We start from the raw sequence: 22800 nt of genomic DNA, 5'->3' as shown, positions 1-22800 counted from the left end.
ATATGAAGCTTGATATTAAATTATGTAAACTAACTGAAAAACCTATATGTTTTCTGTTAGTCATGCTGTTTTTTTCTTCTTCATTGATTTCAGGTGAATTAACTAAAACAGTACAAAGTGATGCAGTTGAAAGAGATAGTGTGAAAGTCGCTTTGTCAGCCGCTTTTGTATCGGAGGCTGGTATAGGTGTCTACGAAGAGTTAGTGAATTACATTAGTGTAAAACTAGATCGTAAAGTGGATTTGATATCAGGGTTTTCATATACAACTATTAATAATATGTTTGATTCAGGAATGATTGATTTTGCTTTTGTTTGTGGTCTACCACTAATTTTAAATCAACAAAATAGCGATTCAAAGATGGAGTTATTACTTGCACCTGTTATGAAGAATTCTAAATATAATGATAAACCTGTTTATTATTCATATGTAATTGTAAACAAAAAAAGTAAATATAAAACGTTTTCTGATTTAAAAGGAAGCCGTTTGGTGTTCAACGATGAAATATCTAACTCTGGATACAATATGCTCAGGTCTCATCTTATCGATCTGGGGGAAATGTCTGGTTATTTTAGTGATGTAGTTCGCTCTGGATCTCATGAAGAATCAATTCGTATGGTGGCTTTAGGTGAAGCTGATGTTAGTGCTGTCGATTCACTGGTTTATGATTTTGAAATAGAAAAAAATAATGTGTATGTTAAAAAATTAAATGTTATCGAAACTCTTGGCCCTGCAGGTATACCGCCTGTTGTTGTGTCTTCTGTTATAGATTTAAATGTTAGAGAAGAAATGATAAAGGTTCTTCTTGAGATGAAGGAAGATCCTGTTGGTAAGGCGATTCTTGATAAGGCACTTGTTGATAGATTTATACTTGTCGATAATAAAAATTATGACTCAATTCGCGATATGTATAATAAGGCTAAAATGTCCGGTTATTTGAGAATCAAATAATGGAAGAGATGTTTTCTGGTGGTTCTAAACAAACATTAAAACGTAATCTTATGTTACGGTTTGTTTTTTTATTATCTGTTTTGATGTTGATGTTAGTTATTGCTTATTACTTATCCTCGAAAGTGATTTATTCAATGCAATATAATAATATTTTACTTAACGCGTCGGCACAACAAAAGACGTTAATACGGCAGTACACCAGTGAGGTTAATCAGGCGTTGTTAGGTATTGCGACAAATAACTACCAACTAGCACTGTCAGAAAAACATAAAAGTGATGAAACCATTAAAGTGTTTGAATATATGCTTAATTCACTTATTGATGGTGGTCATGTTATTGTTCAGAATAGTGATGATTACGGAAGTTTCATCAGTTTTATTCCTGCTTCTAATGTTGCTGATTTTAAATACCAGAATAATGAGGAAATGCTTGAACATCTATCACATGTTAAAAGTGAGTGGAATGAGTTAAAACGTCTGTCTTTATTGAGTTTGAGATCAGATTCAGATGAAGTATCAAAAAGTCCTTATGTTATAGAATTACTAAACCAGTCATCCAAAGCAGTAGATGAAATGGATCATGTTGTTTTATTGCTGCAATCTATAAATAGTGATGAATTCAAAAAAACTAATACAAAATTAAGAATTATTATTGTTTTAAGTGTATTTGTGTTTTTGATAATTGTATATTTTGTATATATAAAAATAGTTATTCCTCTGGATAAGACAATTGGTTATTTACGTGATACATCAGATACTTTGCAGTTAGAAAAGCAGCAGGCTGATAAGGCTAATCAGGCAAAATCAGAATTTCTTTCCAGAATGAGTCATGAATTACGTACACCTCTTAATGCTATTTTAGGATTTGCACAAATTCTTGAACTTGATGATAAAGAACTTAATGATATTCAAAGGGGTAACATAAAGGAAATTCTGGGTGCCGGAGATCATTTGTTAGTGCTAATAAATGATGTATTAGATCTTGTTAAAATAGAGTCTGGAGAGCTTGAAATTGCCCGTGAAGAAGTGAATATAAATAAGATTATAAAAGATAGCCTTTCTCTAATACAACCATTAATATTAAATTCAAAACTTAAAATAGTAAATAATATTATTGGTCAAAATCATATTGTTATGGCTGATTATATGAGGCTTAAGCAGGTTTTTATTAATATTCTGGCTAATGCAGTTAAATACAATAGTGAATATGGCTCTATACTACTTATTAGTGAAGTAATTGATAATAAATCATTAAGAATAGGTATAACCGATTCAGGTAAAGGTTTGTGTAAGGAAGATATAAATAAATTATTTACCCCCTTTGAGAGATTAAATGGCACACATAACGTTGAAGGTACCGGTATTGGTCTGGTTATTAGTAAGTATCTGGTGGAGTCAATGGGTGGATCTATAGGTGTAAAAAGTGTACCTGGAAATGGTTGCACATTCTGGGTTGAACTTGCTCTGTCAGAAAATCAGGATTGAGGTTTAGATAATGAATACAATAATTAATGATATTAAGTTTGCCAGTATTCTTGTTGTTGATGACGAATACGCTAATGTCAGACTTATAGAAAAAATTCTATTAGCTGAAGGGTATTGTAATGTTGTTTGCACTCAGGATTCTACTGAAGCCTTGCCGCTTTACAAAGAGCACAATAGTGACCTGATATTACTCGATCTCAATATGCCTAAAATTTCTGGTTATGAAGTAATGCAGCAGTTAAATGACCTTAAAGGTAAAGATATACCACCGATATTAATTCTGACTGCCCAGCATGCACAGGATTTTCGTCAACAGGCATTGGATAGCGGTGCTCGAGATTATGTAACTAAGCCTTTTGATATAAATGAGTTGTTATCTCGTGTGCGTAATTTATTAGAAGTTCAGCAGGCGCAAGAATATATGCGTAGCCAGAACGATATTCTTGAACAAAAGGTTCATAAGCGCACACTGGATTTGCAGAAAACACGTTTACAGGTTGTACGTTACCTGGGGCGTGCTGCTGAATATCGCGATAATGAAACAGGTTTACATATTATTCGAATGAGTAAAATGGCTACATTACTCGCTAAAGCCGCTGGAATGTCTGACACTGACTGTGATTTACTATTAAATGCTTCACCAATGCATGATATTGGCAAGATAGGTATTCCTGATGATATTTTATTAAAGCCGGGTAAGCTTGATGCAGATGAATGGGCAATAATGCAGACACATGCTCAGATTGGTGCAGATATACTAGAAGGTGATGATTCTAAATTAATGATAATGGCACGTGAAATAGCACTTTACCATCATGAAAAATGGAATGGTCAGGGGTATCCAAATAGCCTTCAGGGTAAATCAATTCCGTTTGTTGCTCGCGTTACGTCTATAGCAGATGTGTTTGATGCGTTGACATCGGTACGTCCGTATAAGAAAGCGTGGACTGTATCAGATGCAATGGACTTAATAAAAGAAGAAAGTGGTAAGCACTTTGATCCTGAACTGGTAGATGTTTTTATAACTATTTTACCAGAAATTGTTGAAATCAAGGATGAATATGCTGAGCCAGTTTCGGAAGCATTATAAATAATGAGTACATATGAATAAAATACTCGTAGTTGATGATATAAAAACAAACCGTAAGTTGCTAAGGCAAATGCTACAGACACTAAAGGTCTATACCGTATGTGAAGCAATTAATGGAAAAGATGCAATCGCTGTTTATGAAAGTGAGAAACCTGATTTAATATTAATGGATATAAATATGCCTGAGATGAATGGATACGAATCTGCATCTCATATAAAAAGCATGTCGGGTGATAACTATACGCCTATTATTTTTGTTACGGCTCTTGATACTGAAATCACCCATATAAATGCGCTCATTTCTGGCGGAGATGATTTTATTGGTAAACCGTTTAATGTTGATGTTCTCGAATCTAAAATTAAAGCGCATTTGCGTATAAGGGAGTTAAATAAACAATTAAATGAAAGAAATGCACAGTTACTTCATGAGCAGGATTTAATTGAGCATTTTTTTGAGAGTGCATTAAAGAAAAGTTTCCTGGATGAAAGTATTGTTAAATATCATATGTCATCTATGTCTACTTTTAATGGAGATTTATTGTTAGTAGAACGCGGTCCAAATGGAGGATTTTATCTGCTTATGGGCGATTTTACCGGGCATGGGTTGACTGCGGCTATGGGCACTTTACCTACGGCTATGATATTTTTTAAAATGGCTAAAAAGGGTTTATCAGTAAGTGAGATATCACGTGAGCTGAATTGTCAGCTTAATTTGTTAATGCCAACAGGCATGTTTTTAGCCGCTACATTACTTGAACTGAACCCTCATGGTGACATTATGTCTTTATGGACGGGGGGGATGCCTGAAAGTTACTGGTTTGATCAGAATGGTGAAATTAAAGGAACGATAAAATCACAGCATATGCCATTAGGTATATTAAAAGATACTAGTTTTGATGATGCAACGACGGTTTATAATATGATAAAAGGGGACAAAATATACTTATACAGTGACGGTATCACAGAAGCTAATAGTCCTGAAGGTGAAATGTTTGGTAGTGATCGGCTTAATGAAGTTATGGTTAATAATTCAGTTAACCGTTTCGATGCAATTTTACAGGAACTGCAGTCTTTTACAGATAGTCATGATCAAAATGATGATATAACACTGGTTGAAATGACCTGTGACGAAGTACCAGCAGCAGATGATAATTAAATTATTTCAATATATTTAAATCAGGCTTTGTCTGATTTTTTTATTTTTCATCAGAGGTATTTAGCATAGGTGACAGCTCAGTCATTAATGCTAATTAAAATACCCTGATTCTGATTCTGATTTTGTTAGTGAAAAAAGTTGTGGCTCAGGCGTTTGATTCCTGAGCATGTATAGTTTGCGCAATTTCTTTACAGTCATCACTCATTAGATACAAATATGCGGGCATTACTTCATCAGTTAACGGCATAGTGTTAGGGTCTTCGCCTGGAAATGCTCGAACGCGCATCTGAGTTCTTACCGGGCCGGGATTAATTGCGTTTACCTGAACAGCGTTTTCCTCCGTATCAAGTTCATCACCGAGTATTTTCATAAAGCTGGTGATAGCGTCTTTAGAGATACCATAAGCTCCCCAGTAAGCATGTGATTTATCATCTGTAGTGAATATAATTTTTGAGCCTTGAGTCTCGCGTAAAAGCGGTAGTAATGCACGGGTCATTACAAAAGGAGCATTCAGATTTACCTGCATTACCTTGTACCAGACTTCTATATCATGCTGTTGAATGGGAGTGGTTACACCCAGTATGGCCGCGTTATGTAATAAACCGTGTAAACCACCAAACTGTTCTTTTAGTGTTTCAGCCAGCTCTTCATAGTCTTTAGGCGTGGCACCCTCCAGATTTAAAGGGTAAATAGCAGGTTCAGGGTGGCCTGCGTTAATAATATCATCATAGGTCTTTTCAAGTTTCTTTATGGTGCGCCCTAGCAATACAACGGTGGCACCATGCGCAGCATAAGCTTTGGCAGCGGCCTGACCGAGTCCATCTCCGGCACCGGTGACGAGTATTATCTTATCTTTTAGAAAATCTTGTTGTGCCTGATATTGCATAGTGATCTCATTGTTAATTTAAGTTGGATAAAAGTAATTGTGCACATTTTACACCAGAGCGGAGTGCTCCTTCGAGTGTTGAAGGCAATCCCGGCTGATTATTTTCCTCTATATAGACATAATCACCACATAATTTGAGATTATTCAAACCTGTATTGATATTGGGGCGGTCTTTATCAATATCAGGGTGGCACTGAAAGGTCGCACGCTTTTCAGTTATTAATTGGCTATGAAGTAACTCTGGCAGGTTTTCAATTATATTGCCTAATTCGTTATAAACCGTTTCTACCAGTTCATCAACAGGCATTTTAAGGTGCTTTCCCTGAGCGCTGAATACCACTGCAAGCACATCATTATGACCACTTAACGTGCGCTCAAATACCCACTCACTGATACCGTTAATTACTCCCAGCATAGGATATGGTAGAGGGACAGGCCGTTCAAAGTGCAGATATAATGTAGATACTGGCTCATACTCAAGCCGGCTAATCTGTGCATTTAGCTTTTCACAGCCGGGTTGCTTATGCAGTAATTTTGCCGAGGCGACTGGTGGTGTTGCTAGTATGATCTGATCAAAACTCATGGTTTCATTATTTATTAAAATAGACTTAATTCGAGAACCTTCACTTTGCAATTGCTGAACCTTGCTTCGAGTTCTGATTTCACCACCCTGTTTCAATATATACTCTTTAGCTAAAGCAGGAAATACCCGACCTAAATCAGTTGTCGGTATTAATAGATCTGTAAAATTTGCCGGTGCATTAAAGGTTTGTTGTAAAACGTTTTGAAATGCTTTTGCTGAAGCCTGATGAGGGTGAGTTGTTAATGCTGCCAGGCAAACGGGTTCAAGTAAATTTTTGCAGTAACTAACGGGTAGTTTAGCCTGGCTTAACCACTCACTTACGCTGATGTCTGTTTTTATTTCTGTGTTCAGTAATCGGTTAAAACGCAGTAGTAATAATAGTTTTTCTTTTATAGACAGGCTGGGTGTATTTAATACGCCAAATAATAAATGCAATGGAGCAGGGTAGGTAGGTAGTTGTAAATCAAAAGCGGTGTTACCGGTTTGTGCGTCCATCATTAACATTCGATGGGGAAGTTGTTTAAATAGTTTGGTTACATCGGCATCAATAGTTTTAAGGCATTCCAGCATTTTCTGGTAGGCGCCAATCATTAAATGCTGCCCATTATCCAGTGCCATGCCATTCCACTCAATGCTGCGTGCTCGTCCACCTAAATGAGGTGCAGATTCAAATAGAGTTACTTTATGTCCGTGTTTGCATAGCTCTACTGCAGCAGCAAGACCGGCCCAGCCACCACCGATAATGGCAATATTCTGTTTTGATGGCATCAGGCTTTACGTTGATGTTTTTTGTGGCGTTTTTTTTCACGCCGAGATGCTCGCCAGGCTAACCAGAGTTTACGTGATGGTGTAAGCTTTATTCGATGTTCCAGTACGCGATAACCATCGTTTTCAATTTCTTCCAGTAAAGATAAATAAATTTCTGCCATTATCAAACCAGTGCGTTGAGAGTAGCGGTCTTCTTCCGGTAATTCACTAAATGCTTTTAAATAAAATTCACGTGCTCGATCTGCCTGAAACTGAAATAGTTCTTTTACATTATCGCTGGTAACAGGCTGGATTAAATTCTGTTTTGTTACACCAAATTTTTCCAGTTCATCCAGGGGTAAGTAAACTCTTCCTCGTTCAGCATCTTCACGTACATCACGCAATATATTGGTAAGCTGAAAAGCCATGCCTAAATCATGGGCGTATTTAAGAGTATTTCTGTTGTTAAAACCAAAAATTTCAGCTGATAACAAACCTACAACGCTAGCAGCTCGGTAACAGTATAGAGATAAGTCTTTAAATGTGGCGTAATTATGGGTATCCAGATCCATTTCCATACCATCAATAATTTCCAGCAGGTATTCTTCTGCCAGATTGAAATCGTTTAGTAGGTCCTGTAAAGCCAGAGTTACCGGATGAGTCGCATTTCCCCTGTAGAGTTTAGCGACTTCATCGCGCCACCAGTTAAGGGTTTGTCGTGCTATATCTTCATCATTTGTCTCATCCACCACATCATCCACTTCACGACAAAAAGCGTAGAGAGCGGTAATAGCTCGACGTTTAAGCTCTGGTAAAAAACGAAAGCTGGAGTAGAAACTGGAGCCACTTGAAGCGGCTTTGTTCTGACAGTATTGATCTGGTGTCATATTCGGATGGTTATTTATCTGGAAACTGGATTTTGACGTAAAGTGCAGAAGAAGGCAAAGGCGTATGTTGAAATAAATAAACAAAATTCCGCTATAGCGAGGGTTTTGCCGTGGATAATGGATAAATTTCTTTTAAGCTTTCCCTCCACCCTAATGCTCCCTAGTTGTTCAGGTCTCCAGTATCTTCTGGTAAACGCATGGATACTAGCAGAGTTAGAATAACTACAATGCCCCCCAATGATGTCATGGTCGTAACTGGGCTTATACTAGCTCCTGCAATCACCGCATAGATACCGGAAGCTATTAACATGGCAAAATTTTCAAAAAAATTCTGTACCGCAACAGCCCCTCCTGCCCCAATAGAGCGGTGTCCTATTTCCTGCAAAGCAGCATTAATGGGTACAACAAAAAGTCCACCACACATTCCAGCTAGAAATAACATGGATCTAACGGCCCATATATTGTCCATAAATGAGAGCAGAATGATAACCAGGCCCATTGCGTAAGCAGCGAGCCTTGCTCGGCGAAGGTATGCAATGGGAATAAGTTTAGGTGCCAGTATTGAGCCAACAGCAATACCAATAGCGACGAACATGGTTAGCAGAGCAATATCTGTTGTGTTGTAAATAAACAGAACAACAGGCGCCCAGGCAATTAGTAATACGCGTAAAACAGTAGCCGCAGCCCAGAATAGACTAACGCCCAGAGTCGCAAAACGTGCTCTTGGTGTTTCTAGTAGGCCACGCATTTGAGAGTAAAATGTTTTTAGTGGATTTTTAGATGACGCGCCTACAATAAGTTTATGCTGGATGGTCCAGGCTATCATTGCTGAGAAGAAATACAGCACGATGACCATAATAAGTGCAACTGAAATAGAATGTTCAGCAAGTGCAGCACCGACCAGTGTGCCACTTAAAATTGCCAGAATAGTTGAACCTTCTATCCAGCCATTTGCTTTAACCAGTTTATTTTCCTCCACTAGTTCAGGCAAAATGCCGTATTTAGCAGGGCTATACATAGCAGCACCCAAACCGATAACTGCATATGACAGCATGGGTTCAATATGTAGTAACAGCAAACTTGCACCAGCGGCCTTAACCAGGTTAGAAAACAGCATAACACCACGTTTTGGGCGAGCATCAGCAAAACTACCCACCCAGGGGGCAAAGATAACATAGGCCACTAGAAATGATGCCTGCAGTGCAGGGATATACCAGTCACCTATTTCAATTTGTTGCATGATCATGGTAATGGCTGTAAACAGCACGGCATTATCTGCAAAGGCTGTGAGAAACTGTGTGCTGAGTACTTTGTAAATGTCTTTTTTCATGAATGTGTTTATCTTAGCTTCTGAGTATCAAAAAAGAGTTTTATGCGAAATAAGATGTATTTAAAAGCAAATATTATGTCATCTCAGAAAGCTATTAACTGGTGGCTAGTTAATTACCCTATGTTTGAAAAGTTAGAATGTTTTTCATAAGAAGTAAAGACAGAAAAATTTGATAGTTGAGTATGGTTTTTTTCTATTGATGAAGAATATATTTTCCTGTATCAAAATAGATGTTTTATATGGAGGGATATTACTTTTTTGTGTTAATTGATTTTGATTTCAGTGCCATTCATAATATCAGGTTAATTTAAAATAGCAGTATTTATTTCGTCCTGATCTTTTCGCTTCATACATAGCAGTATCCGCCTGATTAATTAGCTCTTTAGTATCCTTTATTTCATTATTGTAAAAGGTGATACCTATGCTGGCACTAATATTTAGCATCTTCTCGCCATATGTGATCGGATCGGAAATAACACGTAGTAATTTTTCTGTTAATTGAGTGATGTTTTCTCTGTTTTTTATATCAAGCACTAACATACCGAACTCATCTCCTCCAAATCGAGCAACTGTATCCAGCTCCCGAATCGTAGACTGCATTCGTTGTGCAACAGTTTTAAGTACCAGGTCACCAGCTTCATGCCCGTATTTATCATTGATCGGTTTAAAATTATCGAGATCTATAAAGAGTACGGCAAATAGTGCATTGCTGCGTCTGGCCTGTTTAAATGATTCCTGAATTCGATCGTTAAAAAGAATTCGGTTAGGTAACAAGGTCAGATGGTCGTAATGTGCGCGATGACTAAGCTCTAATTGTTTTTGGTGTTGATGAGTGATATCAATACCTGTACCAGTTAGAAACTTAACCTGTCCATTTTTTTCAGATGTTTTACTGAATTTCCATTCAATGTGAATTTCTGTGTCATTCAGGTTCAGCAGTGTTTTACAGTCTTTGCATATAAGGTTTTCAGAAAATGATTCAAAATTACTTTCCACATCAGATAGAGTGATCGATTTCAGTTTTTGTCCACCACAGTCTATATCCAGAATTGAAGTAATATGTTTTTCTGTTAGTTCGTCTAAGGTGTTTCCCAATGTTGTAGCACATGTCTGATTCACCAGCATGATGTAACCATATCTATCGAGTACAATAACCATATTGCTGGCAGTATTGATAATCGACATAAAAAAATCATGCTCATGGCGAAGAAAATCTTTTTCTCGATTAATTATATTAATCTTATGGAGGATTTTTTTTCTATAGAAAAGGTAAATCATTCCACCAATGAGGGATACGGAAATAACCATCAGGCCAATGGTATAATACATCGTATAACGTTGGTTTATTATTAACTGTTTAATATCGAGTGAAATAGTCAGGCTGCCAAATTCATTGCTATCTTTAGTTATTTTTCTAAAAAAAACTCGACTGTCTTTCTGTTTAGGATTGCCTTTTTCAAATAGAATTTTTCCGTCAGTATCTTTTATGGAGAGAAAAATGACATTATGATCTGTCAGCATTGTCTCTTTACCTAATTCTAAAATTAGTTCGTTTTCAAAGTGCTTAAGGTAATAACCGGTAGATGATGCAAGAAAATCTAGTTTGGCAACGGCTTTATTTTCAAGTGTTTCAGTCAGGTGTTTTGTATGGTCGTGATAAAACCAGAAATTCATTGACCCGATAACACCTATCAGGATGATTGCGATGTAGAAGATAAACTGCGATGTGAGGTCTATTTTTTTTATCATTATTTATGAATTTCTGGAGGTAAAAAATCATGCGCTGTTACCAGTTCGCGCCACGTATCACTTCTGGAAAAATCAATGGCGGCTTTTACAACAGGGTGATTCATGTTTTTAGTGTCATAGACAAGGCCTAAACTGAGGCCGCTGTTGAAATCATCGACTTTTAATAAGTAGGAAGTATCAAAATTAGATTGAGCTCCAAAGCCTATAGCATAGTCACCGCTGGTTGACTTGATGAAATTGACGAGTTGATGGTCACGCGTGAGTATCTGATCAAATGCAACTTGATTTAAAAAGGGATGGTCATGTTTTAAGGCGCTGTAAGCTGCTTCAGTAGGCTCTCTGCCGGCAAGTATGATTTCTGAATTGTTTCCGCCTAATTGACCCCAGTTAGTGGTTTTACGACTATAGATGCTTTTTAGTTGTTTCAGGGTAATGTGATTAACACCTGTGTTTTTGCCTGTTACAAATGACAGGGGGATACGGGCAATTATGATTTCGTGCTTATTTAGCTCTTTTTCTTTTTTATTTAGTGGTCGACCTGTACGTCCAAAGAGGTATTCTCCTGATGCTTTGATACCACCTGCATGTTTGATCGAGCGTGATTCAACGATAAACGAATAATTTTGAGCTACAGGTTTTAATGAAAAATGCTTGAAAAATAGTTCAGCAACAGTGGTTGATGGACCTGCCCCCATTACAGGGTGGGTTTCATTCGCATAGCTGTTGCTTAGCATGCTTGAAAACAGAAAAAATATACTCGAAATATAGAATTTACGGTATTGATGACGTGGAATACTATGATGATGCATATAAGTAAAAATAATAACTCGTTAGTTTCTTTAGAAGGACGGTGTGTATTCAGTTAGTAGGTGAGATGTTAGGTTATTTCTATAGTCTAACTAGAAGCTCTTTCTATATGGGGATTATATAGAAAATTGCGAAATATCAATAATGATTTTTGCTTTAATTTAATTTGTATCAGAATAAATTAAATTAGACTGTTTTATGTATTATATATCACTTATTGAAGTAGATGTATTTGGTACTATCCAACGTATTATTATGTGGGTGCTGTATTAAGGCTCACGTGGGCAAAGTTAAATTCTAATAAATATAGAACGTTAAGGGACTTTTTAAAATGTTTAAACCAGTATTATTTACAGCGTTTGTATTAACGCTTGCATCCCCTGTGGCTGTTAATGCGTCAACCTATGCAATATCAACAACCTCAATTGATAACTTTACAGTATCAGGTGGTACGGTATCAGGCTGGACATTTAGTCAGAATATTGCAATTGACGGAACAACCGTCTTAGCGAATGGTGATTCATTAAATGCGCCGGGTTCATGTATCAATTGCTCATATGAGGATAGCTTTTTATCTCATGGGCAGACCTCAGGTTATACATACAGTGATTCAATAATAACAAGTACCGATTTAAATGGTGCTGGTGGTTCTGCAGCTGCAATAGCTGAAATATATTCGGATAGTGGTACTGGTGGTAGCGCAATGTCCAGCAATTCTATGACGGGCATGCTTAATGTAGCAAGTGCTGGCACGGTTATGTTTGATTTTGACGTTAATTATTATCTGGATATTTTAACGTCTAACCAGGATACAGGGTTGGCTAATTTTAGTTTTGATCTGGGTTTGTATGAATCTGGTAGTGGTATAAACCTGTTAGATAGTTATGCCGCAGCGAGTATGTTTGTTGGTGTTGGCCCGAATGATGGTTCTGCAACATTAAATACGAGTGATAATGTAAGTATTGCTCTGGCTGCCGGTCTTTATAATATAGACATTAATATGACACAAAATGTAGCAACGAGTATTACCCCTGTTCCTGTACCAGCTGCTTTATGGTTGTTTGGCTCTGGTTTGTTAGGTTTATTTGGTTTTGCTAGACGTAAAACAGCTTAAAGTTTAAATTAGTGATTATATTAAAGGCGGCTTTTTAGCCGTCTTTTTTATTGTCTCCAATTTCTGCTTTAGGGTGTAATTACTCATCAGTATCAGGTTATATGATTGTTTTTCTGTAAAAAACTGTCGGGCATGGTCTGGACATTTTTACGCTTTTTCTATAAAAACAATGTCCACTTTTGTCCGCAAATAATAATTCAATAAATTGTATCGCATGAATCGATAGCAGAACTTGAAAATATTCTGTTGGGTAGCAGGAAGTAGCTATAAGCTGAATTTTACTTATTTCTATGGAATCAAACATAATTTCTTCAAAGCAGTAATTTCCTAAAATATATATTGTTTATGTCGTACTCTTTTACAGTAATTAATCATCAATACCATTGTCCTTGCATATTATTAAACAAAAACAGTAGGTTATAAGATGGGTATGAATATTGCTTGCTTATTTTTTATTAATAAAAACTAATAAAATGTATAAAGGAAAATGATAAATGAAATTTTGGAAACTAGCATCAGCAACTACAGCTTTAATATTATCAACTAATGTAAGTGCAGCTCTTATTACATTTGATGACGCAGTTACAGGATCTACCACTTATTCCTATGATTCAGATAGTGATGGTAATAGTGATGTCGTGTTTTCTACAACTGATATTACTGGATTTAATGTAATTGGACCTGGGCCTGCGCAACTGTATATAAATGAACCTGGTCTTGAAGGATCTACACTTCTCAATCCAGACATCAGAGTTGATTTTTTAAGTGGAGCTACTGGATCTTTAAATTTTAGTTTTGCTGTTAGTGAATTTAACAATTTTGACCCAACAATGCCATCATCACTAGACGCGTGGGGTGCGATTTCAGTATATGATACTAACAACAATCTTCTAACGACTGGATTCCAAAATGCAATATTCACTCAAATGCCAGTTGATGAGTTCGGCATGCCTATAAATGAGTTCGGCGTACCAGAAAGTATTTTTGCTGAAGGGATTGTAAACGTATCATTTTCAGGTGAGGCTGCATATGCTCTATTAGACTTTAATACAAGTGATATGGGTGGTCAGCGTTATATTATTGACAACTTTGAAGGAACCTTCGGTGCAGTAAGTACTGTGCCAGTGCCTGCAGCTGTTTGGTTATTTGGTTCTGGTTTAGTTGGATTGGTAGGTTTTGCAAGACGTAAGAAAGCATAAAAGTTAAATCCATTTTGATTTTAGAAAGCCTGCTAATTTTTAGTGGGCTTTTTTGTTTTACAAACGACTGCTTTTAATGGTTTTTAGAAAATAGAAATAAATGTCTAAATGACTGGATTTAGAGAATAGATGTTGCATTGACCGGTTAAATCCGCAGGTGTTAGCAGAACTTAAGAAAATTTATTTTCTCTTCCCTAAACCGATTGTTATATTAATCAATTTTTTTTATAAAAGACTGAAATTTCTCCAGTTCCCAGGGGCGAAGTGCTAGCATAAAACCGATATTATGACGTTTATCTAAAGGTAATGCTGAATCCTGACGATGCAGTTCAGAAAATTCATTCGATAGTGTAGTAATCTTTTTCATCAGTACCTGTATCGATGACTCACTTAATAAACCAAATAGAAACTTTCGTTTTTCACAGTCGCCATTAAAGGTGGATTTTAAAAACTGTGCCTGTATCTGTTTTTCAAAAAACTGCTCTATCGGGCCATTTTTTAACCAGCTGAAGCCATCATCTATGCGTAATTTAATTCTATTGTTTGGTAACAAATCGATGATTTTTAGCTTATCGAGTTTAGCTAAATACTGAATGCATTCGGTTTCAGAAATTTCATAATTTGTGATCATGTCGTTAAAACTTAATCGGTTGCGAACGCTGACAGCAATCAATAGTAGTTTTTCATTGGCGACCAGTTCTTTTTCCTGTTCCCGACTCAGTTGGTTAATGTATTGTTGTGATTTTTTATACAACTGGGACAGGTAGGTAAATTTTCTGCGAATCCGCTTTCTTCAGCATTTTCAGCTCAGCCAGGGAAACACTTAAAGAGCTTTTTTGCATTTGCTTTTATAGTAATACCATTTTCAACCAGCTTATTGACCTTCAGGCATTTCTTTATTCGTATCAGCAACCGCAATACTGGTTGCTTCACAGATTTGTTGAGGTGTCTGAGTTGCGAGTTGACCGAGCCGCGTCGGCCATGTGCCTTATATTAGTAATTTGCTTGGGAGGCTGATAATGTCATAGTCAAAGTAATTACGTTGAGTTTAAGAGTGGGATTAGTCATCATCTATTTCTGATATTTCTTGTGTATAGAACTTTTATTATTTTAAAAAAAAGCCACCCATGTGGGTGGCTTTTTATCTAGTCATACCAAATATCAAAATTTCTTAATACTTGGTCTACGGCTGTTTAACGTAATTACCGTTCCAGATTTCACCATCTAGTGTTGCTGTATTGCTAATACTTAAATCTGATGGTGTCGACCATTCTGCATCTTCTGCGTAATGAACCATACCACTTGCAGTTACAGCTGTTACTTCCATAAATACACCAGCAACATTAACTGTAAGAAGGTTATTAGCTACAGACCATGTAAATGAACCACTGCCATTTACTAAAGGAACACCATCTGCTGTTTCGGAGTATGTACCAGTACTTCCATCGCCATTAAACACCATTGTTACTACTATTAGTGCACCTGTACTGCCATCAGTCCATGTATCAGTCCATGTACCAATAATATCAGCAGTTGTTGTCGGCGATGCTCCACCACAATCAGCTACTACAGTCAGGAAATCATCATAACTGTTAAACGATGAAGGTTCATCAGCAACATCATCCCAGGGTGTAGAATAACCACAGGTCAGTGATGTAGAAGAACCACCACCCACAGGAATAATAATTTCTGAGAATGTGGAATTATTTTCATTAGTGAAAGCACGAACCATCAGTCCACCAGTTGAAGTATCTACACCGTAAGCCGCCATGACATCAAAGAATGTGCCTACATTAGGTACTGTGTAATTAACCGTCAGGTAACCACGAGAATCAATCGACCAGGTCAATGGAATAGCCGTATTACCACCATCATTCGTGAATGAACCAGTAGATCCATCCAGATTAAATGTAGTTACTTCATTAGTTGCAGCAACAAAGGTATAAGAGTTACCCGCAAGATCGTTAGCAACCATAGGGGTAACTGTGCCACAGGCATCCATAATGGTTTCAAACTCTGCCAGAGTAGTTACACCAGTTGGATCACATGCAATGCCTGAACCATCCTGTGCTGCTGGACCGGCAATGTTATACGCATAATCTTTAGAATGAGACTGACCATTCACTTCATCCTGGGCATAAATGCGAACTCTTAGCTCATAGGCAGTATCAGTCTGCAATAAAGCTGATGTATCAAGAGAAGCAGCTGAGTAAGTTACTGATGTCGCCGTAGAGCCAAACATCCAGTCCCAGACTTCAACTTGATCACCCGCCGAGTCTGTAATTCTTACCAGAACTTCTTCAATACGTGTACCTGCAGACAGATCCCAGCCAATGGTTAAATTATTACCAGTGCTATAACCCTGAATTGCAGATTGAGTTGCTGATGTTGCCGTAGGCATTTTATTTGAACTATCTGACCATGTAGTTGGGTTAGGTAAAAACGCCAGTGTATCTGTGTAAGTAGCAACAGGTATACCCACTACCGCAGGAGAGGCTGGTGTTGAAATATCCAGATCAGCTGTGTATAAGGCGTATTCAATAATATCACCTACTGCAAATATTGATGGATCAGTACCACCTGTGTTATTTGCTAGCTCTCTGTAATCACCTTGAAAGCCTTGATTAGCTTCGTTATACACCTGAACGTTACCAGCTGTACTACCTGCTGGTGTGCCCAGATAAATAATGGCTTTTTGCGCCTGAGTGTTAGCATCCAGAATTCTTACTGTACCAGAGGCAATCACTGTACCACCTGGATTAACCGTTGGGTCTTCATCCCAGTACTGAGTGTTAATACCACAAGTCCAGCCATTAGGGTTATCAGCTACAAAACCATCATAGTCATTACAGTGGAAAGAGAAGTAAGTCTCTACAATTCTCTGATCACCACGGAACTGCCAGCCCAGAGTTGCATCTTTAGCCACAAACCATGTTTCAGGCTCTGGTTCCAGAACTCCATTGGCACCCCAGCTAAATGTTACCTCAGCCGTACCTGCAATTGAATCCAGGTTGGAGACAACAATGCCGCTGAATATTGAACCAATCATTTCGGGATCAGTTGTAATTTCAGTTAAGAATAATGATTTATTATAACCATCTTCCAGGAAGTCAGTTGCAAAGGTATTCTCAACCGCAGTCAGTGTACTACCTGTTGGCAGGCCGGTTGCGTAAGCTGCAGAAAATGCATCAAACAGAGCTGCTATTTGCTGGGTATCTGTTGCTGTGGTTTGCAAAGCGACAGGATCTGTAACTGTCAAGGTCTCAGTATTATCTGTAGTATCAGTTACATCATCAGTAATTGATGTATTTTCAACAAGGTTAGTGATAGTTACAATATTTGCTGATGTTTGTTCTACTCTAACAATATCAAGAGCGGCATCTAAACCAGAGTGATCTGCACTAAAAGTAGTTCTTAGTAGATCGATGGCTGTACCTACACCTACAGCATTAAATACATCCTGTAATTTAGCCTGCAATTCTGCTTCCTGTTCTTCAATAATTGTTTCATCCAGTGGATTAATCTGTTGTGCCTGGTCAAAGAAAGTTTCAGCAATCTGACCGGCCACATTAGCAATAATCAGGTCAGTAAATGGCGTAATATTTACCGTACCACCAACATCAGACTCAATAGCGTAAGAGTGCAGTTTATATTGACGGCCACCTACAGAGCCCTGGGCACGTAAACGATAAGGAGCAGTTAAGCCTGTTACATCGACATCATAACTACCGTCTGCTTCAATAAGGGCTGAATTAGTATTACCTAAAGCTCCTTTAATTATAACGGTACCTATTATCGGTGCACCTGCTGCTGCTACACCACTCAATGTAGTTGATGGGGGCGGAGGAGTACTGCTACTGCTTCCGCTACAACCAATAATTATAGAACTTAGAAGCAGTGTTGATGCAATACCTGCTTTACTTAACAAAGATGACACTCTCGATTTCATATTACGTTCCCTTAGTTATTCGAAAATTATTACTTCACAAATACAGCCTTTCTATTTTCAGGAGTGGCCAGTATTTGCAAATTATAGACAAATATTAAAGGCACATGTCTTTTATGAGGGATATTAAAATTTTTCTTGGTGATATTTGTCACATAAGAAAAGAGACTGATAAAAAATATACTCCATAACCATAACGCACCACGTAGGCCGCTGGAGTTAGCATATTTAGGAGCCACTAGCTTTGTATTTACCGTATCTGAAAAAATATACTGATTTCATATTTTCGGCACATTTTTATACTGTCGATTTATATTTGACATGCCTCCCTTACATTCCCATTAACTATGAAGTCAGAATCAAGAATATTAATCACATGAGATAAACTTCTGGATATACGTACTTCGTAATTTTGCAAACAGGTTTCAGTCTGCTCATTTCCCCGCTCTGCTAGCAGTACAATGTCCTGAACATTTAATTTGTAATTAGTTGCTTGTTTATAATTCTTTAATTTTTTACATATATAAACAAAAAAGTATACAAGTGCAGGTTTTGGAATATCTGATATTTTATCAAATATATCAGGTACAGTTTTTTAGTTATCTGATAGCTCAAGCCAATCAACATACTTAGTGTTTGGAAATAAGTTGAATACAGATTGGTTAATTGAATTGGTCTGGAATGACCTTGGATAAGCGAAAGTATCATCAACAGATACCAGAGTAGGAGAGGTTAGTTACACATCGTAAGCATTGGGTGGTGCTTATCGTGTTTACGGATATCAAAGGAATGGAACTGACTTTAATGTTTATTTAAATGCATGTGTGAGTAAAATTGATACGGATACTTTTTACCAATTACGCGTAATAATGAAACAGCTATTTATATTGGTGAAAATGCAGAATGTTTTTTTGACAAAGTCATTATCCCTAAAATTAAACTTAGAAAGTTTTGTTGAAGACGAGGCTTCATTATCAGTAAATATTGTTGAGAGACAAGATGAAGCATGGGTTGACTTCTTTGTGCGTGCTGGTGAAAAAATTAATAATGTTCACGTTTGGTTCAAGGGGTTAGTTGAATTTAAATAGTTTGATTTTATTGTTTAGTAAGTATTTATCTTAACCAGTCATGAGCGATGCTTTTTTAAAAAAGGCTGAAACTTTTCAAGCTCCCATGGGCGAAGTGCCAGCATAAAACCTACATTATGACGTTTATCTAAAGGTAGTGAAGAGTCCTGGCGATGCAGTTCAGAAAACTCATTTGATAATGTGCCGATTCTTTTCATCAGTATCTGTATTGATGATTCGCTTAGTAAACCAAATAGAAACTTTCGTTTTTCACAGTCACCGTTAAAGGTAGATTTTAAAAATTGTGTCTGTATCTGTTTTTCAAAAAACTGCTCTATCGGGCCATTTTTTAACCAGCTGAAGCCGTCATCTATGCGTAATTTAATTCTATTGTTTGGTAACAGATCGATAATTTTCAACTTGTCGAGTTTGGCTAAATATTGAATACACTCAGGCTCAGAAATTTTATAATTTGAAATCATATCGTTAAAGCTTAAGCGGTTGCGAACACTGACAGCAATTAATAGTAGTTTTTCATTGGCGACCAGTTCTTTTTCCTGTTCCCGGCTCAGTTGATTAATGTGTTGTCGTGATTCTTCATATAGTTGAAACAGGTCGGTTAATTCCATTTGCATTAACTGGCAAACTTCTTCCAGTCTATCCAGACTGAAACGTTTGCTGGCAAACATTCTTTTGATATTGGCTTCACTCATATCCAGTTTATCGGCTACCAGGGCATAGGTTAACTGGTTGGCTTTTAGAGACTTTTTAAGGGTTTCTATTAATGCGTTGGTCTGTGTCATGTGTGGGCCTTGTTTGTGGTCGTCAGCTAAAGCTGGCACTTATTTCAACGATTATTCAGTATGGGGAAACTATGTTTAGTATTAAATATATAGACTATTGGTTTATAAATAAATACCTATTGTTGTAATAGTTTATTTTAAGTGTCCCATGTCCGACACTGATTACATTATTAACAAAGGAGGACATATCATGAAACAGCTGAAAACACGTCTAAATATAGGTGTAATATCACTGATTTTTAACCTGCTCTTTAGCAGTTTTAGTTTTGCAGCGGGCTTGCTAACCCCGGCAAGCGGTAATTTGCCAGCACTACAAATCAAGCATCATGATGTAAATGTAATAATTGAAGATGGTTATGCGATTACTGAAGTTGAGCAGGTTTTTCATAACCCGAATGCGCAGGATCTTGAAGCGATTTATTCTTTTCCTGTTCCTGAAAAAGCGGCGGTTGCAGAGTTTACTATCTGGATAGACGGTAAACCGGTTACCGGGGAGGTGCTGGAAAAGCAGCAGGCACGTCAGGTTTATGAGCAGGAAAAATCATCAGGTCGCGAAACCGGTCTGGCCGAAAAAGATGCTTATAAAACATTTGATATTCATGTGAGTCCGGTTCGTGCTGGGCAGGATACTCGGGTTCGTTTTGTTTACTTGCAGCCCGCTCATATGGATACAGGGATTGGTCGATATGTGTATCCGCTTGAGGAAGGCGGGGTTGATGAGCAGAAGCTGGCTTTCTGGACAGCTAACACTGAAGTTATGGAATCATTTTCTTTTAAGCTAACCCTTAAATCAGGATACCCGGTTGAAGCGTTGCGTTTTCCAAATCAACCTTCAGTTATCCCTCAGAAAAATGCAAATGGTGACTGGGTTGTGCAGCTGGAAAATAGTAATAGTGGGATTCAGGAAGGACAAAAAGCAGTTAATCAGGCCGTTTTTAATCTGGATAAAGATCTACTGGTTTACTGGAGACATAAAGAAGGATTGCCTGGTAGTGTAGACATGGTGACTTATAAATCTGCGAATGAAAAACGCGGTACTTTTATGCTTACTCTCACACCCGGTGACGACTTGAAACCGGTAACAGAAGGCAGTGACTGGGTGTTTGTTCTGGATATTTCCGGATCAATGCAGGGTAAGTATGCAACCCTTGCAAATGCAGTACAGAAAGCACTGGGTAAAATGCGAAATAATGATCGTTTCCGTATTATTCTGTTTAATAATAATGCGCGCGAGATTACTTCTGGTTATATCAATGCAACACCAGAAAATATTAAACATTATAGTGATGAAGTGGCTCGGGTAAGCCCGGGAAATGGTACTAATTTGTACAATGGACTGGCCAGTGCACTAAAGAGTATTGATGCTGATAGAAGCAGTGCCATTGTTCTGGTTACGGATGGTGTTGCTAACGTGGGTGAAACACATCAGCGTAAGTTTATTGAGTTGCTTAAGACTAAAGATATTCGCCTGTTTACTTTTATTATGGGTAATAGTGCAAACAAACCGCTGCTGCAGACAATGACAAAAGTGTCTAATGGTTTTGCGCTGAGTATTTCTAATAGTGATGACATTGTGGGTAAAGTTCTTCAGGCTAGCAGTAAAATGACCCATGAAAATCTACACGGAGTAAAACTGTCAATAAAAGGTGTAAAAACGTCTGATCTAACGCCAACAATGATTGGCAGTTTGTATCGAGGTCAGCAGTTGATAGTGTTTGGCCATTATTTTGGTGATGGTGTTGCAGATATAAAACTGACAGGAAAAATATCAGGCATTGAAAAAGAATATCAAACGCAAATTTCTTTTCCATCACTGGACAAGCGTAACCCGGAAATAGAAAGGCTATGGGCTTATGCGTCAATTGAATCCATGATGGAAGAAATTAATAACTTCGGTGAGAAGGCTGATATAAAACAGGCGGTAACAGATATTGCTCTGGAGTATGGCCTGGTGAGTGATTACACCTCAATGATAGTGCTACGTGATGATATGTATAATACTTATGGTATTAAACGCTCTAATCAACAGCGTTTGAAAACAGAGCATGCGGCTCAGCAGCAACGAGCACAGCAGCCAACGGTTTCGCACCGGGTAGACAATAATAAACCGATGTTTAAGTCACCTCGTCCGAGCTTTGGTGGTAGGGGTGGAGGAGCAATGAATATCTGGATGTTGTTATTGCTATTTCCCGTATTGATGTTGCGAAAGCTGAAATAAAAAATCGAGTGAGGCGAGCCGTGATAGTAAGGCTCGCTTCACTATTACTTATAAATATTTGAGTTATTTGTCGTTATCCTGACTAACCGTGTTTTTGGTAGACTCTGTTGCTTTGTTATTTTCATCACTGCTTAAAGGCTGTGCACGAACCGCAGCAATGACTTCATCTGTAATATCAATTTCAGGATTAAACCAGATCATTGAATTACTAGAAATTGATACGATGTCAGCACCCCGTTCACGCGCAATTTTCTCTGCAACAGGTTGTATGTTTTTTCTCAGCTGTAGAATTAAAGCGGCACGATACTGTTGTGACTTTTGTGACGCTAAAGTTTTTGCCTGCTGCATTTTCTGATTAGCTTGTATAGTTAACTGTTGGATATTTCGATTGTCTTCAGCTGTTGGTTTTTTGCCTAGTTTTTTCTTTTCTTCTGCAAGCTGTTCATTTAATTGTGTAGATATATTTTGTAGCTGAGCCGTTAACTCGCTATTTGCTTTTTCTACCTGTTGTTTAATTGTCTCTGCCTGACCTGTTGCTTTAGCTATAACATCCAGGTCAAGTACAACCGTGTTTGATGCAGCCTGGAACTGTTCACAGCCTGTAAGAAATAAAAGTAAAAGAAGAGAAGAAGTTAGTTTTTTAAACATGGTGGTTAAAGTCCCTGATTAGATGTTTTATTGATGTGGAAATATATGGACGCGACTATAACATGGCATTAATCATTTTTTAGATGGGTGTTGATAGTAATTTATAGTCATTATTACTTAAGCATATAAGCTTGAG

Annotated in this window: 16 protein-coding genes and 3 pseudogenes; 8 read left to right on the top strand and 11 right to left on the bottom strand. The window is 37.5% G+C overall.

Annotated features, from left to right (window positions below; all coding sequences use genetic code 11):
* The first annotated feature begins 2 nt into the window (after window positions 1-2).
* The 4 genes from DIZ80_03685 to DIZ80_03670 are packed head-to-tail and all read left to right on the top strand — an operon-like array spanning window position 3 to window position 4680.
* Complete coding sequence (locus DIZ80_03685) at window positions 3-950, top strand: hypothetical protein (GenBank protein ID RDH84579.1); 948 nt, start codon at window positions 3-5, stop codon at window positions 948-950.
* Window positions 950-2434 carry a hypothetical protein gene (locus DIZ80_03680; GenBank protein ID RDH84578.1) on the top strand — a complete coding sequence of 495 codons (1485 nt, stop codon included), beginning with the start codon at window positions 950-952 and terminating at the stop codon, window positions 2432-2434. Before DIZ80_03685 ends, DIZ80_03680 begins: the two co-directional genes overlap by 1 nt.
* A 10-nt stretch (window positions 2435-2444) precedes the next feature.
* Complete coding sequence (locus DIZ80_03675) at window positions 2445-3524, top strand: two-component system response regulator (GenBank protein ID RDH84577.1); 1080 nt, start codon at window positions 2445-2447, stop codon at window positions 3522-3524.
* Between the two features lie 13 nt (window positions 3525-3537).
* The gene (locus DIZ80_03670; GenBank protein ID RDH84576.1) at window positions 3538-4680 is read left to right on the top strand and encodes a hypothetical protein; all 1143 of its coding nucleotides are present in this window, start codon (window positions 3538-3540) and stop codon (window positions 4678-4680) included.
* 145 nt (window positions 4681-4825) lie between these two features.
* Here DIZ80_03670 and DIZ80_03665 read toward each other — a convergent pair whose 3' ends face one another.
* The 6 genes from DIZ80_03665 to DIZ80_03640 all read right to left on the bottom strand — a co-directional run bounded on the left by DIZ80_03665 (window position 4826) and on the right by DIZ80_03640 (window position 11671).
* The gene (locus DIZ80_03665; protein RDH84575.1) at window positions 4826-5566 is read right to left on the bottom strand and encodes a YciK family oxidoreductase; all 741 of its coding nucleotides are present in this window, start codon (window positions 5564-5566) and stop codon (window positions 4826-4828) included.
* Window positions 5567-5579: 13 nt separating this feature from the next.
* On the bottom strand, window positions 5580-6917 hold the full coding sequence (locus tag DIZ80_03660; protein RDH84574.1) for a hypothetical protein: 1338 nt from the start codon (window positions 6915-6917) through the stop codon (window positions 5580-5582).
* Complete coding sequence (gene hpnD, locus DIZ80_03655; GenBank protein RDH84573.1) at window positions 6917-7783, bottom strand: squalene synthase HpnD; 867 nt, start codon at window positions 7781-7783, stop codon at window positions 6917-6919. The genes DIZ80_03660 and hpnD overlap by 1 nt, the downstream gene beginning before the upstream one ends.
* Before the next feature lie 160 nt (window positions 7784-7943).
* Window positions 7944-9113 carry a lysophospholipid transporter LplT gene (locus DIZ80_03650; protein ID RDH84572.1) on the bottom strand — a complete coding sequence of 390 codons (1170 nt, stop codon included), beginning with the start codon at window positions 9111-9113 and terminating at the stop codon, window positions 7944-7946.
* A 297-nt stretch (window positions 9114-9410) separates the two neighbouring features.
* Entirely contained in the window at window positions 9411-10862 is a 1452-nt protein-coding gene (locus DIZ80_03645) for a hypothetical protein (GenBank protein RDH84571.1), read from the bottom strand.
* Window positions 10862-11671, bottom strand: a complete 810-nt coding sequence (locus DIZ80_03640; GenBank protein ID RDH84570.1) for a hypothetical protein — start codon at window positions 11669-11671, stop codon at window positions 10862-10864. The genes DIZ80_03645 and DIZ80_03640 overlap by 1 nt, the downstream gene beginning before the upstream one ends.
* Before the next feature lie 1031 nt (window positions 11672-12702).
* Here DIZ80_03640 and DIZ80_03635 point away from each other — a divergent pair.
* Together DIZ80_03635 and DIZ80_03630 are read left to right on the top strand one after the other, a co-directional pair.
* A pseudogene (locus tag DIZ80_03635) lies at window positions 12703-12783 on the top strand (VPLPA-CTERM sorting domain-containing protein).
* Between the two features lie 1112 nt (window positions 12784-13895).
* Window positions 13896-13982, top strand: a pseudogene (locus tag DIZ80_03630) (VPLPA-CTERM sorting domain-containing protein).
* Window positions 13983-14193: 211 nt separating this feature from the next.
* Here the strand turns inward: DIZ80_03630 and DIZ80_03625 are convergent.
* The 3 genes and pseudogenes from DIZ80_03625 to DIZ80_03615 all read right to left on the bottom strand — a co-directional run bounded on the left by DIZ80_03625 (window position 14194) and on the right by DIZ80_03615 (window position 18508).
* Window positions 14194-14736: a transcriptional regulator gene (locus tag DIZ80_03625; GenBank protein ID RDH84569.1), complete on the bottom strand. Its 543-nt coding sequence runs from the start codon at window positions 14734-14736 to the stop codon at window positions 14194-14196.
* A 429-nt stretch (window positions 14737-15165) separates the two neighbouring features.
* Window positions 15166-17931 carry a hypothetical protein gene (locus tag DIZ80_03620; protein ID RDH84568.1) on the bottom strand — a complete coding sequence of 922 codons (2766 nt, stop codon included), beginning with the start codon at window positions 17929-17931 and terminating at the stop codon, window positions 15166-15168.
* Between the two features lie 29 nt (window positions 17932-17960).
* Window positions 17961-18508, bottom strand: a pseudogene (locus tag DIZ80_03615) (hypothetical protein).
* Between the two features lie 172 nt (window positions 18509-18680).
* Here DIZ80_03615 and DIZ80_03610 point away from each other — a divergent pair.
* Window positions 18681-19016, top strand: coding sequence for a hypothetical protein (locus tag DIZ80_03610; GenBank protein RDH84567.1), 336 nt, complete (start codon window positions 18681-18683; stop codon window positions 19014-19016).
* 38 nt (window positions 19017-19054) lie between these two features.
* Here the strand turns inward: DIZ80_03610 and DIZ80_03605 are convergent, their stop codons facing one another.
* A complete protein-coding gene (locus DIZ80_03605; protein ID RDH84566.1) occupies window positions 19055-19798 on the bottom strand; it encodes an XRE family transcriptional regulator in 744 nt (247 codons plus the stop codon).
* Between the two features lie 190 nt (window positions 19799-19988).
* On the opposite strand from DIZ80_03605, the gene DIZ80_03600 reads away from it, so the two are divergent.
* On the top strand, window positions 19989-22016 hold the full coding sequence (locus tag DIZ80_03600) for a hypothetical protein (GenBank protein RDH84565.1): 2028 nt from the start codon (window positions 19989-19991) through the stop codon (window positions 22014-22016).
* Window positions 22017-22079: 63 nt separating this feature from the next.
* On the opposite strand, the gene DIZ80_03595 is transcribed toward DIZ80_03600, so the two are convergent.
* On the bottom strand, window positions 22080-22664 hold the full coding sequence (locus tag DIZ80_03595; protein ID RDH84564.1) for a hypothetical protein: 585 nt from the start codon (window positions 22662-22664) through the stop codon (window positions 22080-22082).
* Between the last annotated feature and the right edge of the window lie 136 nt (window positions 22665-22800).

The organism is endosymbiont of Galathealinum brachiosum (genome assembly GCA_003349885.1).
In the GTDB taxonomy this organism is placed as follows: domain Bacteria; phylum Pseudomonadota; class Gammaproteobacteria; order SZUA-229; family SZUA-229; genus SZUA-229.
This window is presented reverse-complemented; position numbering and strand designations above follow the sequence as displayed.